General features: G+C 57.7%; 25 protein-coding genes and 2 pseudogenes. 14 read left to right on the forward strand and 13 right to left on the reverse strand.

Going from position 1 to position 21,453, the window contains the following annotated elements; translation table 11 throughout:
* Window positions 1-6: 6 nt before the first annotated feature.
* Entirely contained in the window at window positions 7-534 is a 528-nt protein-coding gene (locus tag ACZ5PA_RS08190) for a hypothetical protein (RefSeq protein ID WP_464929854.1), read from the reverse strand.
* 51 nt (window positions 535-585) lie between these two features.
* On the opposite strand from ACZ5PA_RS08190, the gene ACZ5PA_RS08195 reads away from it, so the two are divergent.
* From ACZ5PA_RS08195 to ACZ5PA_RS08225, 7 genes are all read left to right on the forward strand, one after another.
* Entirely contained in the window at window positions 586-1,155 is a 570-nt protein-coding gene (locus ACZ5PA_RS08195) for a thymidine kinase (protein WP_464929855.1), read from the forward strand.
* A 206-nt stretch (window positions 1,156-1,361) separates the two neighbouring features.
* Complete coding sequence (locus ACZ5PA_RS08200; RefSeq protein WP_464929856.1) at window positions 1,362-1,943, forward strand: hypothetical protein; 582 nt, start codon at window positions 1,362-1,364, stop codon at window positions 1,941-1,943.
* A gap of 116 nt (window positions 1,944-2,059) precedes the next feature.
* Window positions 2,060-3,172 carry a hypothetical protein gene (locus ACZ5PA_RS08205; RefSeq protein ID WP_464929857.1) on the forward strand — a complete coding sequence of 371 codons (1,113 nt, stop codon included), beginning with the start codon at window positions 2,060-2,062 and terminating at the stop codon, window positions 3,170-3,172.
* Window positions 3,169-3,570, forward strand: a complete 402-nt coding sequence (locus ACZ5PA_RS08210; RefSeq protein ID WP_464929858.1) for a hypothetical protein — start codon at window positions 3,169-3,171, stop codon at window positions 3,568-3,570. Before ACZ5PA_RS08205 ends, ACZ5PA_RS08210 begins: the two co-directional genes overlap by 4 nt.
* A 20-nt stretch (window positions 3,571-3,590) precedes the next feature.
* Entirely contained in the window at window positions 3,591-3,953 is a 363-nt protein-coding gene (locus ACZ5PA_RS08215; protein ID WP_464929859.1) for a hypothetical protein, read from the forward strand.
* Complete coding sequence (locus tag ACZ5PA_RS08220) at window positions 3,950-4,612, forward strand: transcriptional regulator (RefSeq protein ID WP_464929860.1); 663 nt, start codon at window positions 3,950-3,952, stop codon at window positions 4,610-4,612. The genes ACZ5PA_RS08215 and ACZ5PA_RS08220 overlap by 4 nt, the downstream gene beginning before the upstream one ends.
* Window positions 4,612-6,720 carry a hypothetical protein gene (locus ACZ5PA_RS08225; RefSeq protein WP_464929861.1) on the forward strand — a complete coding sequence of 703 codons (2,109 nt, stop codon included), beginning with the start codon at window positions 4,612-4,614 and terminating at the stop codon, window positions 6,718-6,720. Before ACZ5PA_RS08220 ends, ACZ5PA_RS08225 begins: the two co-directional genes overlap by 1 nt.
* A gap of 8 nt (window positions 6,721-6,728) precedes the next feature.
* Here the strand turns inward: ACZ5PA_RS08225 and ACZ5PA_RS08230 are convergent, their stop codons facing one another.
* From ACZ5PA_RS08230 to ACZ5PA_RS08245, 4 genes are all read right to left on the reverse strand, one after another.
* The gene (locus tag ACZ5PA_RS08230) at window positions 6,729-7,652 is read right to left on the reverse strand and encodes a dipeptidase (protein ID WP_464931239.1); all 924 of its coding nucleotides are present in this window, start codon (window positions 7,650-7,652) and stop codon (window positions 6,729-6,731) included.
* 42 nt (window positions 7,653-7,694) lie between these two features.
* Entirely contained in the window at window positions 7,695-8,465 is a 771-nt protein-coding gene (locus ACZ5PA_RS08235; protein WP_464929862.1) for an ABC transporter permease, read from the reverse strand.
* On the reverse strand, window positions 8,462-9,415 hold the full coding sequence (locus ACZ5PA_RS08240; protein ID WP_464929863.1) for an ATP-binding cassette domain-containing protein: 954 nt from the start codon (window positions 9,413-9,415) through the stop codon (window positions 8,462-8,464). The genes ACZ5PA_RS08235 and ACZ5PA_RS08240 overlap by 4 nt, the downstream gene beginning before the upstream one ends.
* Before the next feature lie 329 nt (window positions 9,416-9,744).
* On the reverse strand, window positions 9,745-10,638 hold the full coding sequence (locus tag ACZ5PA_RS08245; RefSeq protein WP_464929864.1) for a hypothetical protein: 894 nt from the start codon (window positions 10,636-10,638) through the stop codon (window positions 9,745-9,747).
* Between the two features lie 85 nt (window positions 10,639-10,723).
* On the opposite strand from ACZ5PA_RS08245, the gene aprB reads away from it, so the two are divergent.
* The 3 genes and pseudogenes from aprB (at window position 10,724) to ACZ5PA_RS08260 (ending at window position 13,899) form a co-directional block, all read left to right on the forward strand.
* Window positions 10,724-11,209: an adenylyl-sulfate reductase subunit beta gene (gene aprB, locus ACZ5PA_RS08250; protein ID WP_464929865.1), complete on the forward strand. Its 486-nt coding sequence runs from the start codon at window positions 10,724-10,726 to the stop codon at window positions 11,207-11,209.
* A 1-nt stretch (window position 11,210) separates the two neighbouring features.
* The gene (gene aprA, locus ACZ5PA_RS08255; RefSeq protein ID WP_464929866.1) at window positions 11,211-13,100 is read left to right on the forward strand and encodes an adenylyl-sulfate reductase subunit alpha; all 1,890 of its coding nucleotides are present in this window, start codon (window positions 11,211-11,213) and stop codon (window positions 13,098-13,100) included.
* Window positions 13,101-13,267: 167 nt separating this feature from the next.
* A pseudogene (locus tag ACZ5PA_RS08260) lies at window positions 13,268-13,899 on the forward strand (TSUP family transporter).
* On the opposite strand, the pseudogene ACZ5PA_RS08265 reads toward ACZ5PA_RS08260, so the two are convergent.
* The 8 genes and pseudogenes from ACZ5PA_RS08265 to ACZ5PA_RS08300 form a co-directional block, all read right to left on the reverse strand.
* Window positions 13,838-14,242 (reverse strand): annotated as a pseudogene (locus tag ACZ5PA_RS08265) (radical SAM protein); the annotation flags it as partial. The pseudogenes ACZ5PA_RS08260 and ACZ5PA_RS08265 overlap by 62 nt on opposite strands.
* Entirely contained in the window at window positions 14,239-14,931 is a 693-nt protein-coding gene (locus ACZ5PA_RS08270) for a VOC family protein (protein ID WP_464929867.1), read from the reverse strand. The pseudogene ACZ5PA_RS08265 and the gene ACZ5PA_RS08270, both read right to left, overlap by 4 nt.
* 22 nt (window positions 14,932-14,953) lie before the next feature.
* Entirely contained in the window at window positions 14,954-15,763 is an 810-nt protein-coding gene (locus ACZ5PA_RS08275; protein WP_464929868.1) for a hypothetical protein, read from the reverse strand.
* Entirely contained in the window at window positions 15,760-16,668 is a 909-nt protein-coding gene (locus ACZ5PA_RS08280) for a pirin family protein (RefSeq protein ID WP_464929869.1), read from the reverse strand. The genes ACZ5PA_RS08275 and ACZ5PA_RS08280 overlap by 4 nt, the downstream gene beginning before the upstream one ends.
* Before the next feature lie 42 nt (window positions 16,669-16,710).
* Window positions 16,711-17,199, reverse strand: coding sequence for a hypothetical protein (locus tag ACZ5PA_RS08285; protein ID WP_464929870.1), 489 nt, complete (start codon window positions 17,197-17,199; stop codon window positions 16,711-16,713).
* Entirely contained in the window at window positions 17,171-17,623 is a 453-nt protein-coding gene (locus tag ACZ5PA_RS08290) for a hypothetical protein (protein WP_464929871.1), read from the reverse strand. The genes ACZ5PA_RS08285 and ACZ5PA_RS08290 overlap by 29 nt, the downstream gene beginning before the upstream one ends.
* A gap of 3 nt (window positions 17,624-17,626) precedes the next feature.
* The gene (locus tag ACZ5PA_RS08295) at window positions 17,627-18,358 is read right to left on the reverse strand and encodes a hypothetical protein (protein ID WP_464929872.1); all 732 of its coding nucleotides are present in this window, start codon (window positions 18,356-18,358) and stop codon (window positions 17,627-17,629) included.
* 650 nt (window positions 18,359-19,008) lie between these two features.
* Window positions 19,009-19,167, reverse strand: coding sequence for a hypothetical protein (locus tag ACZ5PA_RS08300; RefSeq protein WP_464929873.1), 159 nt, complete (start codon window positions 19,165-19,167; stop codon window positions 19,009-19,011).
* A 33-nt stretch (window positions 19,168-19,200) separates the two neighbouring features.
* Between ACZ5PA_RS08300 and ACZ5PA_RS08305 the strand changes: the two genes are divergently transcribed.
* The 4 genes from ACZ5PA_RS08305 (at window position 19,201) to ACZ5PA_RS08320 (ending at window position 20,974) form a co-directional block, all read left to right on the forward strand.
* Window positions 19,201-19,455: a hypothetical protein gene (locus tag ACZ5PA_RS08305; protein WP_464929874.1), complete on the forward strand. Its 255-nt coding sequence runs from the start codon at window positions 19,201-19,203 to the stop codon at window positions 19,453-19,455.
* A complete protein-coding gene (locus tag ACZ5PA_RS08310; protein WP_464929875.1) occupies window positions 19,406-19,645 on the forward strand; it encodes a helical membrane plugin domain-containing protein in 240 nt (79 codons plus the stop codon). Before ACZ5PA_RS08305 ends, ACZ5PA_RS08310 begins: the two co-directional genes overlap by 50 nt.
* Before the next feature lie 353 nt (window positions 19,646-19,998).
* Entirely contained in the window at window positions 19,999-20,721 is a 723-nt protein-coding gene (locus ACZ5PA_RS08315; protein WP_464929876.1) for an SDR family oxidoreductase, read from the forward strand.
* Window positions 20,722-20,794: 73 nt separating this feature from the next.
* Window positions 20,795-20,974 (forward strand): YHS domain-containing protein, encoded by a 180-nt coding sequence (locus ACZ5PA_RS08320; RefSeq protein WP_464929877.1) that lies wholly within the window; start codon window positions 20,795-20,797, stop codon window positions 20,972-20,974.
* Window positions 20,975-21,453: the final 479 nt, after the last annotated feature.

Below are 21,453 nucleotides of genomic sequence, written 5' to 3' on the forward strand. Positions count from 1 at the left end.
CGCCGTCTAGGGCCTCGCGTATGCCTCGAGCCGTTTGTAGAGGACGTCGAGCTCGGCCCTCAGCCTGGCGAGGTTCTCGTCGAGCTCTTTTATCTTCGGCTTGATCTCCTCCTCCCAGATGCGCCTCACCCTTGGCGGCGCCCCTCTGGCCAACTGCGCCGATCTCAAAGCCGCCGAGATCTCGAGAGGCCTCAGCTCCCAGGGAAGCCTCTCCGACTCGGCCCTCCTGAGCGCCAAGAACCTATCGCCCAGCTCGGCGGCTTGTAGGTGGTGGGCGAAGAGGTGGAACAACGTGTCGAGGCCGGCCTTGTAATAGATCCTTATCACTCCCGGCTCGTACGCCCCCAGGATCGATCTACAAGGCCCTTGCCCGCCCCCGCACTCGTCCAAGGGGATCGCGACTGCTATCACCTTGGGCCTCTGGACGCCCAACTGCTCGGCGTAGGCCTCCAGAATCCCCTCAGCGCTATTCTCTATATCGCCTAGAGGCCTCAAGACGAGCTCCTCCAAGGCCTTGGCCATTTGTCGTTCCATATTATCTCCTAAATTGAAGATTAAATCGTTAAACGCGCTCGCGGGCGGAACGTGTTGGTCGTCGTAGTCGGGCCCATGTTCGCGGGGAAGACCACAGAGCTGATCAGGCTGGTGGAGAGGCAGATCATAGCTGGGAGGAGCGCCGTGATATTCAAGCCGGCCCTCGACTCGCGCTACGACGCGTCCTCCGTGGTCTCCCACAACGGGCTCAAGCTCAAGGCCTTGGTGGTCCCCAACGACGAAGACGGCGTGAGGACGATAGCGAGGGAGGGGGCTAAACACGACGTAGTGGCGGTCGACGAAATTCAATTCTTCCCGCAATCCCTCGCCGAGGTGTTGGACGAGCTCGCGTACGAGAAGCTCGTGATAGCCGCCGGGCTCAACCTGGACTATAGGGGGGAGCCCTTCGAGACCACCATGAGGGTCATGGCCTATGCTGACAAGGTGATCTCGCTGACGGCCGTGTGCAAGATCTGCGGGAGGCCCGCCACCAGGACCCAGAGGCTTATCGACGGGAGGCCGGCCGACGGCCCCCGAATCCTCGTGGGAGGGGCCGAGGCGTACGAGGCCAGGTGTAGGCGACATCACGAAGTCCCCGGTAGGCCGAATCGGCGATTATAACGTCGTCAAGCCCATCGCGACGCGTAGGCGTTGCGTAGGCCCGAGGCGCCGCGGGCCGAGGAGCGCTAGACGTGCGCTCGACGTCAGCAATCGATGCGGCGCTCCTCGAGCTCGGCTCCAGAGTTGCATACAGGCTCGGCGAACGCCGCGGAGACGTGAAGATTTCACTACGTAAGATATATATATGGGCGAGCTTTGGCGTTATAATGATTGCGAGGAAAAAGTACTTATTAACGATATTTACGGCCTTAGCGATAGCTGCGTTTGTAGCCGCCGCGGTGACGTTCACCAACGTCACGTACTGGCTCGTGAACGCCACGTTGCCCCCCGTCATGAAGTACGCCGGCAGCGACGTCGGCATCGCCAATGGCTCGTACGTGAAAGTGAGCTACTACTACGACCCCAACACGAGCTACAACATAACTAGGATTTCGGTGATCGGGTTCACGGGCGATCCCACGAACTACACAGATGTGATAAGGGTGTGCAACTACTACGGACCGACGCCTGTGACCGCTAAACTAGTATACGTAGGACAAGTCTCCGGAAATTATAGCAGCTACGTCAAGGCCTTCTATGTCTATTGGACAAATCCGTATATGCAACCGGGCGCGGGCTTTGTGGGCGCCACCACATACTCCCAGTCCGCCGCGGTGACGCTCAATCCTGGCCAATGCGCGTCGGCAGGGGTCTATCTCTTGATAGACCCCAATTTGCCGTCAAGTGCCCGTAACGGCAAGACCGTGTTGGCCACGTACCAAGTGAACGTACAAATGCAAACTTCGTAAAATTAATGTCTAGCGTAAAAAGGATGTTGATTTTTTTCTTGCCCTCTCTTATATTTTTGATCGCACTTACGGCCCCGGGAGGCGACTACGTGTTCAGATCCGGCCCTCTCGGGGACGTGAAAATAGGTTCGTCCCTCTTCTACGTAGGGGCCTCGAACAAAACCCTGTACTTGTACAGCTCTCCTTATGGGCCTTGGCGTTATCCCGAGGCGTTGGAGCTCACGCTCTTCTACCCAGCGCAAGTCTACGTCTCGTCGACGTGCGGCGCAGTGGCCCCTGGCTACGTAGGGGGCTCTCCCGGGGTCTACCCCATCGACTTGTCGATCCCTCCGGGCTTCCAAGGGACTTGTTGGGTGAACTTCACATATCCTTCCGGCTTGCGGGACGCAGTGGAGTTGAAGGTTAAGTTGATAGACTGGTATCCCGACGCGCCCGAGAGAGTCGCGGTGAAGCTGAACGGCTCCGGGTGGCAGTTCGTGCAAGTGGATCAAGACGGGCAACTATACATCTGGGAGAGGCCCTATTTGAGGCTGCCGATGACCGGCTGCGTCTTCGTGTACAACAACTCGGTCCTCCTCATCGATAAGGCCTATTATACAGAGCTAGAACAAGGGATTTCGCCTCCCGTCTTCGCCCCCGCGGCGTCGGGTATTGAACGATACGGCGTCTTTATATATCTAAACGACACATCTACGTTGTATATATATAAAGCTCCTTGTGCGAACCTCGGCGGCGTGTCGGTGCAGGAGCCGCCTCCGCTTAGGGCGAGGATAGGCGTTTTGGTGCCGGGGCGCGGTGGGCCTGCGTTCGACGCGCCGACGGCGGCGAACTCCACGACCTTCAAGACGGAGCTCAGGGCGATCAACTACACCACGGCGCAAGCTGGGCTGTACAAGCTATACCTCTACGTCTACAACACGCCTGTGGGCATGTGGGGCGCCGTCCTCCACTTCGACTTCTCCCTCTCAGTCTTATTGACCACGGAGGTCTCCTTGTTCAAGCCCGTGGACGCGGCGGGGCCGTTCAAGGCGGGGAATTATTGGATCTACAAAGGCAACATCACGTACTGGGTGAGCGGCGAGAGGCCGTATTACGCTTGCAATCCGCCTTGCGGAGTCCCCTCCGGCTGGATTTCGATATACGTAGTCGCGGACCCCAGCGGCAAGTGGGGCGGATGGCCGACCGTGTTGTCCGTTACTAGAGAGGCGTTAGGGAAGTGGGGGCCATGAACTGGGTAGTCGTCATCGTGGGGGTTGCGGTCGGGATGGCGGTGGCCTTCGGGCGGGTGTACGTTGAGGGGGAGTTGGCCAAGGAGCTGGGGGTCTCCCCGCAAGCTTTGTTCGAGCACAGAGACGTCTTGGTGCCATTCTTGGTGCTCGCCACTACGGCTAATGTATACGCGGCGTGGCTCACCGCGGCCTACGGCGGCGTGTCGTCCTTGAAGCTCTCCGCCATGGTCGGCATGGCTCTCGTGGTAGCGGCTCAGTTGATACAAATACACATAGCGCTTAGGCCCACCAGAAAGGACTTGGACCTCGCGGTCTTGTCCTGCGCGCCCTATGTATATCTATTCGCCCTGTACATCGCGGCGCTGGCGGTGGGGAGCTATAGCCTATGGTTATTTTAAATAGTGCTAGAAATATAGTCGTGGAGCCTGTCGAGATGGTGTTGTTCTCCGCGGCCGGAGGGGCCATCGTGGCGTTAGCCCCCTTGATATATTTCTACTACTACACTAAGCCCGTGACCTTCGTTGTGTGGAGCGGGGTTTTGGCCTCTTTCGTGGCGGGGTTTATATTCACGCTTCTAGTACTACAATGGAGCCTCTTCTACTTGCGCCTCACCTACCTCTTGGCCTTGGCGCTTCTGCTCACCTCTATTGTATATACATATTGGGGGATGTATAGACAGAGATGGACCATGTACCTCTTCGCAACGGCGGCCTGGATCTATATCATTATACTAGCGGCGGTGGCCAAGGCGCTAGGGCTGGGAGATCCGTTTTTCGTATGAACGTGACGCTGGCGTTGATCTTGGTCCCTCTGTCCGTTTGGCTCTTCCCAGTGGCGGTGCCCGCCAACTCCACTGCCGTAATTACCGCGTCGCTTCCGCCGATCTGTAACGCCACGGGGGTTTTGACGGTGCAAGGGCCCGCGACGGTGACGATAGCGTGTGTGAATAAAGGCCTTGAGCCGGCGCCGCTGCAAGGCGTCATCTCGGTTAGCCTCTACGCCCCGCCGCCGCCCAAGCCGCCGGCCCCCGAGGCGCCCATCCTAGCGTCGGCCGTGGGCACGCTCGCCGTAGCGGGCCTCAGCCATCTGCTCAGCAGTAGGAGGGAGCTCTTGGCCGCCCCCTTCCTCCCCATTATAGCCAGGGTCAAGAGGGCCGCGGCCCAAGACCCCGTCCGTATGGAGATTCTGCGGGTGGTGGAGAGGATGGGCGCCGCCACTCTGTCGCAGATAGTGAAGGCCGTCGGGAAGTCGTGGGGGTCCGTGCAGTGGCACGTGTACGTCTTGGAGAGGGAGGGGAAGCTCCGCTCGATTAAAATAGGGCCATTTACGTATTACTACGCGAACCCCAAGTCGGCGGCCGAGGTGATATTAGCCTCCGTGGACCCCGCCGTCCTTTCCCCAGAGGATAGGGAGAAGCTGGAGTTCATGGCGGCTATGTGATGCGGACCGCGATCAACGCGGCGCTCCTCGCCCTTTTAGCGCTCGGGGGAGCTGCCATCTACGCGGCCTTGTATTTCGCGAACAACGCTAAATGGGTCGTGAACGCCACTTTGTCCCCCGCGTCCAAGGTCTTCAACTCCTCGTTGTACCCGTTGGCCAACGCTTGGTTCCAATACGCGGGCGCGTATAACGTGACCTACTACTACATGAAGTTCATGCCCGGCTGGCCAGAGCTGTACACGGTGGGAGCCTTCGCGGCTAGAGGCGCCAGCTGGCAGGGCAAGCTGGAGGCAATCGGCAGGTCGGGCTCCGGCGTCTACGCCATCGCGTTGGGCAACGCGGTGCAGATAACCCAGAGCCAAGACGCCGGCCCGTACACGCCGCTCACCGCGCCGCTTAATTGGTACACCGTCGCCACCTCTAGATACTCCGTGTTGGCCTGCGCTTGGTTTAACCAAAGCGGTGTATACGTACAACAACTTGTGAACTTCACAGCCGAGCCGATGAGAGAGTTGGCGCAATGGACTTTCTATTGCGGTAATAGCACGTACATAGAGGATTTCTCCGCCTCATGTAAGGGCTGGGGATTCGACACGCCCGTCAGCTGGGTAAAGTTCTATACGAGCGGTAAAAACTCCGTAGCTCGATACGACAACACTACGGGTAATCCGCCCCCCTCAGTGTATTTGCAAGGCCAAAATGGGTGGGGGGCTGTCTTCATAAACGTCAGCCAGTGGATGGGGCCTCAGCTGGCTTCGTCGACTTACTCTATCGAGATCTTTATGCAAGCGGCCATAACTGGTAGCGACTATATACAGCTCAACTTCTTCATAGACCTAAATGGCGATGGAAAACCCGACTTGGAGGTGATTTATTACTATTCGGTGAACGGCAGAAACCCTGTCGCCTTATCCAGCGTCATATACGGCTACGCCTTGCAGAACCGAACGGTGCTCCTCGGCACGTCCTTTCCGACAAAAACGTGGACCCCCGTCTCTTTGACGACGTATAGTAGCGGCTACGTAGTGGGGCTTGCGGTGGTCATATATTCACCGTATGGAAATACGAGGGGCTGGGTGGACAACTTCCGCGCGTGTGCACTTCCGCCAAATGTTAAGCCGTATACTCACGGCGCGCCTAATAGCAGCGTCTATATCTCTCTTACCTTGAGCCCCGCCAGTCCCCCGTCTTTAGCCACGGAGGTCGACGCCTACGGCAACACCGGCAATGTATCCTCCGATTACGGCTACGCCGTGGCGCAGTACTGGCTTCCGCAAGAAATCCCGGCGGCCGGTACGTCTATATCTGTGTTGGGCCTCTACATAAGAAACTCTACCGATGCCCAGAACAACGCGGCCTTTGTGTCTGTGGCGGTGGACCTCAACGGGGATGGAAAACCCGATAGAGAATATATATACTATCGTACAGATGGCGCTCCCTTTGCCATAGTCAGCTCGTTCATCAGCCCAGGTTCCCTGGTGTGCGTAAACACGTGTACGAACACTACGCAGTACTACTTCAAATATCTAGGCCCCATGTCCAGCGGCAATACGTATAGCTGGAATATACAGCTCGGCGACATCCCCGGGGCGATAGTCGGCGTAGCGTTCGGCGTAGTGGACGCTGCGTATAACGGTCCGGGGACTTTAGACGACTTTTGGGTCTTTTGGGACAATCTATCGATTACGTACAGCGCATGTCCTCCGCCCAGCGGTTGGATAGCTGGAGGAAACGTCTGGGTTTCTAACAACTATCTGCTGGTGTCGGGGGGATATGCCGTAGTCCCCCTAGTCTCCGGCGCCTTGACGTATGTGGCTAACTTCACAGGCGTCGGGACATACGCCGTGTTTACCTCTGCGCTGACGCCGTCCTTCGGCGTGTATTGGCGAGGCTCTACGTCCGGTTGCATCTTCGGCGCAAGCCCGCCCGGCAGCCGATACGTGGAGCTCAGGCCGTTGCAAGGCCTCGGTGATGTGATCATAAGAAACGCCTACGGCAACATATTGGCCAGGTTCGGGTGCCAGAGCCCCGCCGCGCCGGCCTACGTAGGATTTAGGGCGGGTCCGGGCGAGATCCTAAAGATATATTTGTTGGAGGCGTGGGGATAACCGCGCAGCTAGGCGAGGGCCTCCGCCAACACCCTATAGGCGTTACGCCAAGCGACGGCCTCGACCTCCTCCTCGGTGAAGCCCACCTCCCTCAACGCGTCGAGGAGGCGGCCTATCTTGTCCACGGACTCGAGGCCAGGGGGCGCCGCGGGTATGCCCAAGTAGTCGGTGCCTATCGCGAGCGCCTCTACGCCGAATTTCTCCTTGACGTACTTAGCATGCCTCGCGAGAGACCTCGGCGAGGGGTCGTCGCCTATGGTCTTGGGTATTAAGGTGAGCCCCAAAACGCCGCCGTTGTCGGCCAAGGCCTTCAAGACCTCGTCGTCCACGTTTCTCGGATGGGCCGCCACGGCGGCCGCGTTGGCGTGGCTGATCACCACAGGCCTCTTGGCGGCCTCGATGGCGTCTAGGGCAGTCCGCTTGCTGGCGTGGGCCAAGTCCACCACCACGCCGAGCTTCTGGGCCGCCTCGACCAGCTCTTGCCCCGACGCCGTGAGCCCCTTGTCCTTTTTGGAGTAACACGAATGGCCCCACTTGTTGTCGACGTTCCACGTAATCCCCACGGCCCTGACGCCGAGCTTGTAGAACAACCGCAAGTCCTCGACGGAGCGCAAGACGTCGGCGCCCTCGAGGGCCAAGAGGAGCTTCAAGCCCGGCGCGTGCAAATCGCCGCGTCCCTCCACGATCCTCACGCCGTGTTTTTCCGAGATCGAGTAGTACGCCTTTAGCTCGTCCAACGCCAGCTCCAAACTCGGCGAGAGGGAGCCGTAGGCGTTGACGAAGGGGAAGACCGAGGCGAAGACCAGCTCGGCGCCGGCCCGCTTGAGCTTGGGCAAATCGCTTTGTCTGCCCTCGGCGTCGACGTCGAAGGCCGGCGGATCCGCGGCTGTCAAGAAGTAATAGGCTATGTCCTCGTGGAGGTCCACGAACATGGCGGCTTCGCGATTCGGGGATCGACCGAACACGGCGCCGCGCTAGTCAGGCGATAGGCGCATCTCGACGACAACGACGCCCGCGATGCCCGTCACGGCCGCGAATATCAACAACGCCGCCAGAGCCCCCGCGTCGGGCGGAGCGCCGTATATCAGCGCCTCCCTCCCGAGCTCCGTGGCGTAGGTGAGGGGGTTCACGTCGCTTATCGCCTTGAGCCAACTGGGGAAGAATTGGCTGGGGAATATGGCCGTGGAGGTGAACATCAACGGCATCGTTATGAAATTAGCCACGACGCCAGGGGCGTGGACGTCGGAGGTGTTGGCGGTGAACACGGCAAAGAGGGCCGAGAAGCCCACGCCGAGCGCCACGAGCCCCACTAGCCACGCGGCGAGCGCGGCGAAGTTGACCTTGTACTGGACGCCGAGGGCCGCCCCCAGAGCTAATATTATGGGGACCATGGCGATGCCCCTAGTCATGCCGCCGAGCGCCTTCGCCAAGAAGACCGCCGAGCGGGGGGTGGGCGTCGTGAGGACCCTCTTGAGGTATCCCAGACGCCGATCCATCACGATGCTCATCGAGGCGAACATCCCCGTGGACATCATGGATATGGAGATCATGCCGGGCAACATGAAGGCCAAGTAGTTCTCCACGCCGAAATACTGCGCCAGGAACCCCCTGGGGAGCCCCGCTAGGCTGTTCCCGAAGAATATCATCCACATGAGAGGCTGGGCTATTATCATAGCCCACATGAATCTGCTGCGGATTAGCTTGAGCAGTTCCCTTTTGTAGAGCGAGTAGAGCTCGGGGATCATCGCCTGGCCAGCCTGACCCTTGCGTAGAGGCGCCTTATATCGGCTTGCTCCCCCTCTATCGTGGCGCCCGTCAAGTTGACGAACACAGTGTCCAGGCTGACCTTCTTAACCCTCACGCTCCTCACCTGGCCCGCCGCCTTCACGGCCTCGGCCACTTTCTCCTCGGCGTTCTTGGTCTTTATCAAGACCCTCCCGTCCTTGACAGCGACCTCGCCCAAGGCGCTCAGCGCCGATAAGTCGACTTGCCCCTCGACCTCCAGCTCTATCACGTCCACGCCGTATTTGGACTTCAGCCCGTCGGGCGTGTCCAACGCGACGATCTTGCCGTTGTTCAGTATGGCCACCCTATCGCACAACTCCTCTGCCTCCTCCATGTAGTGGGTGGTGAGCAACACAGTCACGCCGAAGTCCTTGTTTATCTGCCTTATGACCTCCCACAAGCCCAGCCTAGCCCCCACGTCCAGCCCCACGGTGGGCTCGTCCATGAAGAGGATCTCCGGGGCGTTGAGGAGCGCCATGGCCACCTCGAGCCTCTTCCTCATTCCCGTGCTGTACTTCCCCACGGGGCGGTCCGCGGCCTCGAGGAGGCCGAAGTATTTCAACAACTCGGCGGCTCTCTCGCGCCAGTTCTTGACCTTGGCCAAACCGGCTTGTATCTCCAAGTTCTCCCAGCCGGTCAACTCGTCGTCGACGATGACCTCTGAGGCCACCCACCCGATCCTCTTCTTGACCTCGGCGGGCTTCTCCACTACGTCGAAGCCTGCCACAAACGCTCTGCCCGATGTGGGCTTGGTCAACCCTGTGAGGATCTTTATGGTAGTGGTCTTCCCCGCGCCGTTGGGGCCCAAGAGGCCGAAGATCTCCCCCTTGTTCACCTCGAAGGAGATGCCCCTCAACGCCTCCACTTTCCCGTAGCGCTTGACCAAGTCCTCAACAACAATGGCCTTCATCGTAAACCGATAAGTCGATATATAAAAAGTTTCGTAGTAGAGGCCCTCGAGAAGAAAGCCGACGGGAAAGGCCGCTCGGCTACCGCTCTATTTTTACGTCAAATCTTCTATGCGGTTCGGTTGGGGAAATCCGTTGCGGAGGGATGGCGCCACGACGCGCACGAGTTGGGCCGCGGCGAGGGGGATCGACTAAAGTATCGAGGACGCCTCGTTTAGTCTTTTCGCTGAGGCGAAAACTCTATGCTTGGACGCGAGAAGGCAGTGCGTGCCTAGGGCAGAACCACTCCGCGCTGTGTCCGCCTCTGCAGAGTTGAGGACGGAAAAGAGGGTTAATACCCGGGCGGGATCTCTTTGCCGGTTCTGTTCAACGGTTTTAGAGTAGTGGGCGGAAGCCTGGTGTTGGCCCCGGCGAATTCCTTGTCTGCGTATTCGTAAATACGCCAGAAGAAGCGGTATATGATGTGATCGGCCTTCGTCCAGAAGAAGAGCCAGAAAAAGGCGGCCACCAATACGGCGTGGAAGTGGATGGCGGAATAGAGGAAGGCCGTAGCCGCCGTCGAGGAGCTATATGCCCACACGTATATGGCCGCTTGTAGAACAAATCCGGAGACGCCCAGTAATAACACCATGAGGGGCAAATAATCGGCGCCTGTCCACTCCCAACGGTTCGGCGTAAACCGCCCGGCGTATTTCACCTCTTTATAACGCACTGAGATCCACATCAAGGCGCCGATTATCATCAGGACTCCGCCCAACATACCCGCGATCCTGGCGGGGTGGGTGAGGTCGAGGACTATCATGTCTCTGGGGAACGTGAAGTAGGCTATCGTGGTGGAAATAGCGGCGAAGACGAAGCCCCACACCATAAACAACTTAGCCGCCCGCTTAATCCCCCTCGTCCTCACCAACTCCGCCTCAGAGCGGCCGTATTCGCACTTCAAGATGTTCATGGCCAAGACGTCTACGAAAAGCGTCTTGAAGAACAAGGCCACGGCCTTGCCCGCGCCGATCGGCGGCTTGTTCGCCAAAAGCCTTCTATCCCATTCGGGGTAGGGTATCATGATCTCGATCTGGGGATATCGCATTACGTTGAACTGCCTAACGCCCTTGTACACGAACGTCGCGATTATCCACAACACCGTAATCGCGGCGAGGACGTCGACGACGGACCACCCAACAGGACTCGCGACACAAGTATAGATGCCGCATTGTTCCACCGGCATTGGCGTACGCTGTTTGATGCTAAAAAAGCATTATTCCCAAAATGTAGATAACAAATCTTTTTTTATCACAATCTCGGTCCGGAATATGCCTACATTTGTATATGCCTCTCTCTGCAAGGGTTGCGGTAAATGTGTTGACATATGCCCCGCCGATAATATGCAATATAATCCGAAAATTAGAAAGGCCTATAACGCCGACCCCGTCAGTTGCGCCGAGTGTATGAACTGCGTTAAGTATTGTCCAGAACACGCCGTAGACGTGAGGCCCTATAGCGACTTTGCCCCCCTTGGCGCTAGGGTGGGCGTCGTCCGCGACACCAAGAAGAATATCATATACTGGCGCATCGTCTTCAGGGACGGGACCGTGTACGATTTCGCCTCGCCGATAAGGACCACTCCTTGGGGCTCCGCCAAGGGGGCCTTGGACTTCCCGGAGAGGCAAGACCTAGACTCCGAGCTCCTCGCACTTGAGGACAAGCCGGAGTACCTGGGCTTCCCCGAGCTCCCTAGGCCTAAACAGATGGTGAGAATTGTGGGGAGCATCTTAAAGGCCAAGGCCGGCGGGAAGTAGTATGTCCGCACTTCACTTCCCCACAAAGGTCGTCGAGACTGATATTTTAGTAGTAGGCGGCGGGATGGCCGGCTGCGGCGCGGTGTTTGAGGCCAAGTTCTGGTGCAGGGGCAAGTGCAAAGTGACCCTCGTGGAGAAGGCCAATTTGGAGAAGAGCGGCGCGGTGGGGATGGGGCTCAGCGCCACCAACCTGGGCGTCTTCTCCACAGACCCCGACGACCCCAAGCCGGAGGAGTTTGTGCAATACGTCAGAAACGACCTGCTCGGCGTGGTGAGAGAGGACTTGGTATACGACATAGCCCGCCACATGACGTCTACAATAAAGCTCTTCGACGAGTGGGGCCTACCCCTGTGGAGAGACCCAAAGACGGGGAAGTACCTCCGCACAGGCCGCTGGCAACACCCCATCCACGGCGAGTCTTACAAGGCGATAATTGCGGAGCCGTGTAAGAAATCCGCCGACGAGGTATATGAAAGGGTCTTCGTCACCCATCCGCTCCTCGACGAGGAGAAGCCGAATAGAATTGCGGGGGTGGTGGGCTTCGGCGTTAGGGACGGGACTTTCTACGTCTTTAAGGCAAAGGCGGTCATAGTGGCGGCGGGGGGCACTTCGCTTCTCTACAGGCCGAGGAGCGTGGGGGAGGGGCTGGGTCGTGCCTGGTACCCCACCTGGGCCAGCGGATCGGCATATGCCATACCCCTCCTCGCCGGCGCCGAGACCGTGAACTTTGAATTTAGGCTAGTAGTAGTCCGCTTCAAAGACGCTTACGGCCCCGTGGGCTTTCCCTACCTTCTCCTCAAGATGAGGTCCACTGACGTTAAGGGTAAACAGTGGGAGCCCTTGCCCGACGAAGAGAAGGTGAAGTTGGCTAAGATCTTCTACGACTACGCCTACGCCAGGCCCACGCCCACGCCTATAAGGACTTGGGTCACTATCCAGAACCTAAGGGAGGGGCGAGGGCCAGACCTCATGCAGACTCAAGAGAGGCTCCCCGACGAGGAGTCCCTCAAGGTGTTGTTCGAGGACTACTTGGACATGACACCGACGCAAGCCCTCTACTGGGCCTCGCAGAACATCCACCCGCAGAAGACGCCGTCTGAGCTCATGCCCACTGAGCCATATCAACAGGGGAGCCACGGCTCCTCTGCTGGCATGTGGGCCGCGGGGCCGCCGGACATAGCGCCTGAGGAGTACAAGTGGGGTCCAAATAGGATGTTGACAGTGGAGGGACTCTTCGGCGCGGGTGACACCGTGGGCGCAAGCGGCCACAAATTCTCCTCTGGCTCCTTCACCGAGGGCCGTATTGCCGGAAAGTCGGCGGTGAGGTATGTATTATTAGGCGCAGGGAAGGACTATAAGCCGGTGGTGAGCAACGACACTATCGAGCGCTACAAGGAGATTGTGTATAGACCGTTGGAGTGGTACCACAAAAACAAGCCCTTGACGACGACGCCGGATATGCCGCCGCAGTATACCAACTGGTTTGAGATACACCCCAACTACCTAAACTGGTACCAGCTGTTGGTGAGGCTGCAGAAGATCATGGACGAGTACGTGGCGGGCTGGGGCATGTTCTACACCACGAACATGTACTTGCTCAACCGCGGCTGGGAGCTCCTCAAGATGTTGGAGGAGGACTTCCGCTACGCGGCGGCTGCGTCGCTACACGAGCTCCTGCGCGTCTGGGAGGTGTACCACCGCCTCATAGTGGGGCAGGCGGTGACCTTCTCCATGATGAACAGGAAGGAGTCCCGCGGCTATTACCTAAACGCCGACTACCCCTATATCGACGAGGAGAATTGGCACGTCTTTACGCACGTCCGCCGCGACCCCAAGACTGGGCAGTGGAGCTTTAGGATATCCCCAGTGATACACATTATCCCGCCGTAGGCGATGGACTTCATATATTTCGAGCTTTTCCTATTCCTAGCCTCTTTTTCAATCGGCGTAGTTGCCGCTTTGTCGGGGGTGGGCGGAGGCGTGTTATTCACTCCGCTTATTCTAGCTTTTCAAATATAAATTCCAACGTGGTGAGAGCTGCAGGGCTTGCCCTTGCTATGACTACATCTATATTTGCAGGTCGTCGTTTTGCTAACACAGGATTTATGAATCTAAACTTTTTGGTATTTATAGCTAGTTTCACGTCGCTGGGCACCGTGGTCGGGGCCGTAGTTGGGATCGGCTTGGTCGAGGCCTTTGGCTCCCTAGGCGAGGCGTTGGTGAGAATATCTCTAGGATTTATCCTTATTTTTATAATTTTTATAATGTTAACAGTAAAGCCGAAGCTTGTGGAGTCTTCGGATGTTGACAAGCGGGCCATGAGGCCTGGACTTCTGGGCGAATATAGAGAAGGAGACGGGGTGGTGAGGTATAGAGCAAAGAGGCTTAAACCGACCGGGGCCGCGCTTTTCTTAGCGGGATTCATCGGAGGGGCCTTTGGGCTGGGGGCGGCTGGGTCTTGGTCCCCGTGTTAAACTTATTAACAGGCCTACCTCTGAGATTCGCCGTGGCTCTCTCGGCTTCTATTTACATCTTGAGCGCCGCCTCGAGCTTCATGGTCTACGCACTTAGCGGCTCCGCGGATCCCATAGTAATTGCGCTTGCCATCTTAGGCATATCTCTCGGACGAAATCCGGCGTCAACACCTCTACCACAGCGCCGGGGGATAGCCGCTTCACTTCCCTTATAGTAGACGCGAAGTGGGCGGCCCCGCCGTCCGGCAAGTCGTCTCTATCCACGGAGGTTATCACTACGTACCTTAAGCCGAGCCCCTCACAGCCTCCGCCACTCTTAGAGGTTCTGTAAAATCTACAAACCCCCGGGGGTTGCCGGTTTTTACAGCACAGAACCTACACGCCCTTGTGCAGACTTCTCCCAGGATCATAAAAGTGGCAGTGCCCCCCAGCAGGTGAAGATGTTGGGACACCTAGCCCCCTCGCATACTGTGTAGACGCCGTATTTGTCAAGCGCCTCTCTCACACTCTTATCTTCTCGTAGTCCCCGGCCTTGACGGTTAGCCACGGCGGGATCACGGCCCCCTCACCCTAACCCCCAAGGGATCCGTCGAATCCACAGCTATTTCGACGCCGATTTCCACAATCCCCGCTCCCCTCCTCGGCGGCTGGAGAGGCCACGCGTTGAAGGCTAAGTGGTGGTAGTCGCCGTATGCCATAAACACCGCGCCCATCCATCTGCCAGTTACCCTAAATCCAAGCCCGGCGTAGAAGCGCTCGGCCTCGCCCACTTTGTCGGTCCTCATGTGTACATGCCCCAGCGCGGGCCGCCCGGGCGAAGGCCCCGCCTCAGACAAAAGGCGCCTCACGTCTAGGGGGAGGGTGTCCATGACCACGTGCCTCCTCTCGTCTATTCGCCACTGCTCCCTGGGCTTGTCCACGTAGAGCTCTACCCCAATGCCGTCGAAATCTCTGACGTATATGGATTCTGATACTAAGTGGTCTGCGAAGCCCTCTACTACTTCTTCGAATTCTAAAACTCTGCGCAGAACCGCGCCCAAGCCCCTCCTATCCGGCAACCTAAGCGCCACGTGGTACGGGAAAGTGCCTTGGGGGTGTCCGGCGGTCCCCTCCACGATTTTCAAAACGCAGTCGCCCACGCAGAGGACATCGCCCACGAGCCTCGTTTCTAGGCCTAGGATCTTCTTATAAAACTCCTCGGCATCTTTTAAACTAGATGCGGCCAACGTGGCGTATTTCAGAACCATGAAAAACTCGTTTTGTATATATTTATATAATTTTATAAACTCTCGGCACCTCTACGCCAAGCGGCTCCGCCTTCCACTCTGCGAGGTCTATGTAATACACCCGGCGGGATGCATAGACCAAGCGGCTGCCCAGACATGCAATATTTGTAGAACCGAAAGTGGGGCTCTCTAACACTAGGGGGAGGTTGTCCCACACTACGCCGTCTTTAGAAACCCAAAGGGGCCTAGGCGACATCTCCTGCGCCACATATAGCTCTCCGCACTTCAACAAGCCGTGTATATAGCCCCAGGCCCCGTTGGTCTCCTCGAACTCGCGGAGGTCTTCCGTGTGATAAATCCCGGAGGCCGTCCCCACCAACAAGCGGCTACCCGCTATCAACATCACGTGTTGGTCTGCGTATAGGGGGGCTGGGCTCAGCTCGCCCAGCGAAGGCCCCGTCATTAAATCCCCCACTTCCGTAGAGGCGACCCACATGCCCGCGAACTTGGCCAAGTCGGTGAAGTGAGGCTTGTACTGAGGCTCGGGGAAGTACCACCCCCTCTCCCTTCCCACTGCGGAGTAGTCCCCCAGCTCTCTGCCGCTTTCTACGTCCACTAGCCGGGGCCCGCCTAGGGAGGCCACTAGGCGCCCCTCGACTTCTTTCAAGGCCCAGCACTCGCCTCTGAGCAAGACTCTGCCCTTGCCGTCTAAAACCCCCACGTCTGGCGAGCAGAGGTATAGCCCCTCCCCCCGTCTCACGCCGTCCACTAGCCAAGTCCCAGGACAACACACCCCCTCTGCCTTGCCTCTATCCACCCGGTATAGCCCGTCCTCGGTGGCTAGCCAGATCATTTAAAGTAGTCGTACTCCACCGCCTTCTTCTTTACGAAAGTCCCCTCCCGCAACTCTCTATACGCCTCCCATATCTCCTCCCAGGTGTTCATCACGATGGGCCCCCTCCACGCTATTGGCTCCTCCAGCGGCTCGCCCGAGAGGAGGAGGAACTTCCCCTTGCCCTTGGCCACTACCTCTCCGCCTTCTCTGTCGAAGATCGCCAGCTCTCTCTGTCCCACCTCTCTTCCGTTTAGCCACACCCGGCCCTCGTAGACATACGCCAGCACTGTATGGCTCTCTCTTGCGTTAAAAGTAAAGGACGTGTCCTCCTGCAACCTCACGTCCATGTAGACTACGGGGACGTGTAGATCCGATGCCGGGCCCTCCACAACCCCAGTCCCCGGCTCGTAGACCCTGCCTGCAATTAAAACCACCTCGGCTCCCGTATCTGTGGCAATTTTCGGCACCAGCTCCCTCCTTAGGTTTTTATAACGGGGGTCCGTCATCTTCTTCGCCCGTGGGAGGTTCACCCACAGCTGGAAGCCCGATACCTCGGGGTCTTCCTCTTCCATATCGCCGCGCTTGACTTTTGCTGGGCGCGGCATTTCTTCGTGGAATATGCCGCTTCCCGCGGTCATCCACTGAATGTCGCCAGTTCTAATTACCCCCTCCACGCCGGTGGAATCTGCGTGTTTCACTTCTCCCTTCAGCAAGTAGGTCACTGTCTCAATGCCTCTGTGGGGATGCCAAGGAAAGCCCATGATGTACTCATGCGGATACCGAGAGCCGAAGTGGTCGAGGAGGAGGAAGGGGTCTGTCAACTCGGCCAGCTCAAGCCCGCCGAAGACTCGGAAGAGCTTCACCCCGGCCCCGTCGTGTGTCCAAACGCCCTTAATTATGTATTTTATGCGACTCATGTACATACCTCGACTTCGATATATATTGTTGGAGGGCGGGGCCAACGATTACCTACGCATATAGACGACGACGTCGTGATCCACGGGGACCTCCACGAGCCTGAACTTAGTGTTATCCCCCACTACAGAGAAGGCTTGCGGCTCCACGTGGACCACCTCGCCGAATTCTATATGTTCTAGGTATTCCAAAGCCACGGCGCCTTCGTATACGGGGAAGCCGGCCAGTTGCCTCCTCACTACTTGCTCCGTTATGCCGAAGGGGACCCTCATCACAACCCTAGTCGCCTCCGGGGGGCTCGCAGGCTCTACGTGGAACTCGGCCTCTACGTCCATCCTCTCCCAGCCGTAGTAGGGGTATAAGAGGTAGGCGATCTCTCTGGACACGCCCCTACACGGGCCCTCCACCGCCCTTGCCACGGCCCTCCTGCCGTCTTTGTTGCGCACCTCGACGTAGGGCCCCAGTCCTTCTAGGAACACAACGGGCCTGTAGTCTAGAATCGACTTGGTTTTACAAAGCCTTAGCCACATCTCGGCCATGCGGAGGTCTCTTCTCGCGGAATACCTCGAGCCATCTGGCGAGGGTCTCCACGACGCGTATGAAATCGTCGGGGTTCATATCGGTTTTACGTAAACAGCTCACGGAGCCGTCTATGTTCTCCACTAAGTATACGCCGTCTTCGCCCACGGCGGCCAAGACGGCGAGGTCCCGGGAAGAGAAGTACTCTAGATACGGAGGCCCTACTTTACTCCTTTTCTTCTCCACACAAAACGGCGTCGCCGTGACGCGGAGGGCTTCCGCCAGATCCGGCGCTTTTAGGCACCGCCCCCTGCTTGATATGAACTCCTCGCCCAGAAACAAGCCGTCCCAGAGGACTAGCTCGCCTCGTAAGTCGCAAGGCGTGCCCACCCGTTTAACGTACTCCTTAAGGGCGGGGATAAAATCCACTAACGTCTTCGGCATAAGTTACGGGTCCATGTAATTCTTAAAACTTATTAATTGAGGCTTGGGTAACGGGCTCTTTCCGAGCAAGGCCTTGAGCTTCAGCTCTACTTTTTTAGTAAGAGTTGGGCACGGGTCTAGGCTACAGTATTTATCCCTGCCGCAGAGCTTGCAATGAGCCGCCACGATTCTCCACTTCTCCGTGTCGAACACCACGAAGTAGTCGTCATCAGCCACTATTACGTTGTGGTTGTAAATGCGCTTGATTAGAGACACTATGCCGTACGAGATCACCCTACTGGTCAACACTTGTTCCTTGGAGCCGCCGTTCAGACAAGACATGGGATCCCAATTACATTTTTCGAGTATGTATGAGGTCATTGTCAAGAAGCCGTTGACAGGGGCGTGGTTATCGGCTATGGAGAGGTAGAACTTCAAGAAGCCCTCCACCTCCTCCAACGTGAAGTGGCTGAGGCCCAGCAACTTAGAGATCTTTGCCAACAAAACCTCCTTGGGCTCTATCCCGTTCGCGTAGCAATACATATATCCATAAATAGTGGCCTCGTACTGGGCGGCTCTGCCGAGCGGCCCCTTCCTAATAAGCCCGAGTTTCTCCAGCTTGGCCGCCTTTCTATATGTATGAGAAAAATGGTAGGAGAGATCCCTGGCGACGCGGTACATAGTAATAGGACCTTTTAACGCGATGTAGCCCAGAATCAACTTCTCGTTATGATCCAGCGAGGGAAACATAGGCATATTTATACGATAAATAAGCTATATAAATTTAACCTATAAACTATGTAAAAGTCAAATGTTTTAGCGATTCTTTTAAGTACTAAATGAATAATATTATCTTTACTCTTTTAATTATTTATTTTTTGTTTAAGATGTGCAAGTAAATATCCATATAGAACGGTAGGGGGTTTCCACAACGTCGGCATAGCTAAGAACGAAAACGGATGCATCATCTTCCCCAGAGGCACATACGCCATGAACACTATGGCGAGCAGGTACCTTCGCGACTACGTTGGCCTCCGCAATGTAGGTCACTCCAGCCATGGGGTTTCCGGTCAAAATCGCCTGCAACCACGGCGAGATGGCCTCCATGTAGGGCGGATGGAGCGCCAACGTCTGGTAGTCGCCAAGAGCTACTAGGGCCAGTAGCAACGCTAGAACCAATCGTCTAGAAAGCCCAACCTCCTCACGTCAGGCCTAGCGATTCTGCGCGCGAGGAGGACCACGAGCCCCCAAAAGGGCGACGACGCCGGCGGCGCCGCCCACATAATGCGCAATAGCCTCGTGGAGCTCCTTCGGCACGCCGAACTGCTCCGGCGGGATTATCATCGACAGGCGGCCCAAGAGGGCTATCCAGATCCCCCAGTGGAATAAGAAGGAGCAAGACCATTCTATCCGACGCGGTCAACGTGTATAAGCAAGAATATCCTCTTCAACGCCTCCCCAGTCCTGGAGGCGAAGCTCCGCCTATAGGCAGGGATCACCACGGAGTACGGCCCGGTGATGCCGCCGGCGAGCGGGTTCTTCGCGAGGCTGAAGGACTTGACCAACTACTCTATATGGGGAGTGATGAGGTGCGGGCTATGAGCTCGGAGGAGAAGCTGCTGAAACTACTGGAGGACCCCAAGGTGCAGAACTCCCTCGCCGCCATAGTGGAGAAGATCGACGTGATGAAAGACTTAGTGGAGACCCTCTGGGAGTTCAAGAGGAGCGGCGTATTGGACGACTTGTTGAACGCGGCGGCCAACCCTCCGTTTCATCACGGAGGGGCTGTTGTCCCGCGAGTTCATGGAGAACATCGCCAAGATACAAAACGTGGCGTTGCTCGCCGGCGTTAACCTCTCGCAAGACCCCGCTAAGCTCGACTGCTTAACCCACGCCATAGCCGCCGCGGAGACCAATAAACAGGTGGGATTGATGGGGCTGCTCTCGGCCTTGAGGGATCCGGACGTACAGAGAGGGCTAGGCTTCTTCATATCCGTGTTAAAGGGACTGGGCCAGTGCGCGGCCGCTAAGGGACAGGAATAAACGCCTTTTTCCCTTTCTATTTTTTGTCGATATAGTGGGCGGAGGCAACGAGACAGGGCGCTGGAAGGTCTTCTAGCCGCGGCTCACGCGTAGCCGAGCGGGACGGGCGAGATAGCACCGCGCGTTAGGGCTCAAGTATTGCGAAAGGCGCCCGCGGTCGAGCGGGGCTGAGGCGCGCCTCCTCCCCGGCGAGCCGCGGACCGCCCCGAGGATAGGCCGGCGGCCGATCGGGATGAGGGGCAAGGGGGCAATCGGCCGGGGCCTCCGAAATGGCTCGCGCAGGGAATACATCTCGTTCGCCCAGGCGGCTGGGCCGGGAGTCAAGAACTAAAAGTAAATTCGCACAGGCGTATATGAGGCTAGCTGGGAGGAACTTAGTAGTGGTGGGCGTGGGCCCCGGCCTAGGCTCCGCCGTAGTGTACTTGGCGTTAAGGGAGGGGGCGCAAGTATACGGCTTCGCGAGAAACAAGGAGTTCCTATCCCAGTTGGCACGCGCCATGTCCCCATACGGGAGGGTGTATACGGGCGTTGCGGATTTCTCCAACTGGGCCGAGGCTAAGAGGGCGGCGGAGGAGGCGGCCAAGGTCTTCGACGCCGTACACGGCCTCGTGGTCGCCGCTGGGGGATACGTGGCGGGGGGCGTGGAGGAGCTCGAGCCCGAACAACTAGAGGACATGTTGGCCAGGAACCTCAAGGCCCACCTCTACGCCGTCAAGGCGTTCTCGAAGCTGATGGCGGAGGGCTCCTCCGTGGTGTTGGTCTCCTCCATCGGCGGCGCATATGCGGCGTGGCCTAAACACATAGCCTACGTGGCGGCCAAGGCCGCGGTGGCCAAAGCCGCCGAGTCCCTCGCGGCCGAGCTGATCGACAGGGGGATTAGGGTCAACGTAGTGGCCCCGGGAGGCATGTCTAAAGACTTCGCGCCTGGGAGGCAGTACCAGAGGCCTCGCCTAGGCGCTCCCCAAGCCCCGCCCGAGGAGGTGGCCAAGGTAGTGATATGGCTGTTGACGGACGAGGCCGGTTGGATAAACGGCGCAGTTATACCAGTAGACGGCGGGAGGAGGCTTAGAGGATAGGCGCCCCCACAAGGCCTCGCGCTCGCGAAATCGCGGCCTCGCGACACTTTTATATTAATAATGATTTGTGTATATGCCTAAGGAAATAGACCCCGTATGCGGCATGGAGGTGGACCCCGCCACGGCTAAATACAAGATGCTATATAAGGGGAAAGTCTACTACTTCTGTTCGCCTATGTGTAAAGACGCATTCGAGAAGGATCCCGAACATTATCTAAAACACGGCCCCCAGGGGATGCCGCATCATCGCTAACGAATCGCGGCCTCGCGATATAGGCCAAACGCTTGGCCTCCGCGACGGCTTAGTTTTGCTGGCTCTGGGTATGCCAGAGCCGCCGGCCTCGCCGTATGAGGGGAGGCTAGGGGCCATCCCGCAAGTCGTCCACGGAAAGCCTTGCTTGCATCATCTCAAAGCCCCTACTACCCGAAGGCCCATACGCCGACCGCTTCGTAGAAGAACACTACAGGAGTTAGAAACGCCGGCCTCCTAGATAATCATAACGCCGAAACTCAAGACACGCAGACATCGGCTTTCAATAATAGAGGCGGAGTTTTTGCCAAACGCTCTCCTCCCCAACGACCCGCCAGGATTCGTCAGCAAGCGGGTCCCCGTACGCGTGACAGACAACGAAACCCTCTCACCCTCCTCTATGAGAGGAGAGAAATAGCCTATACGCCGGCGGCCCACTGCGAGGGCAAGTATATCCCAGTCGGCTCCCGCCGCGCCGTGTT

The organism is Thermoproteus thermophilus (genome assembly GCF_055392855.1).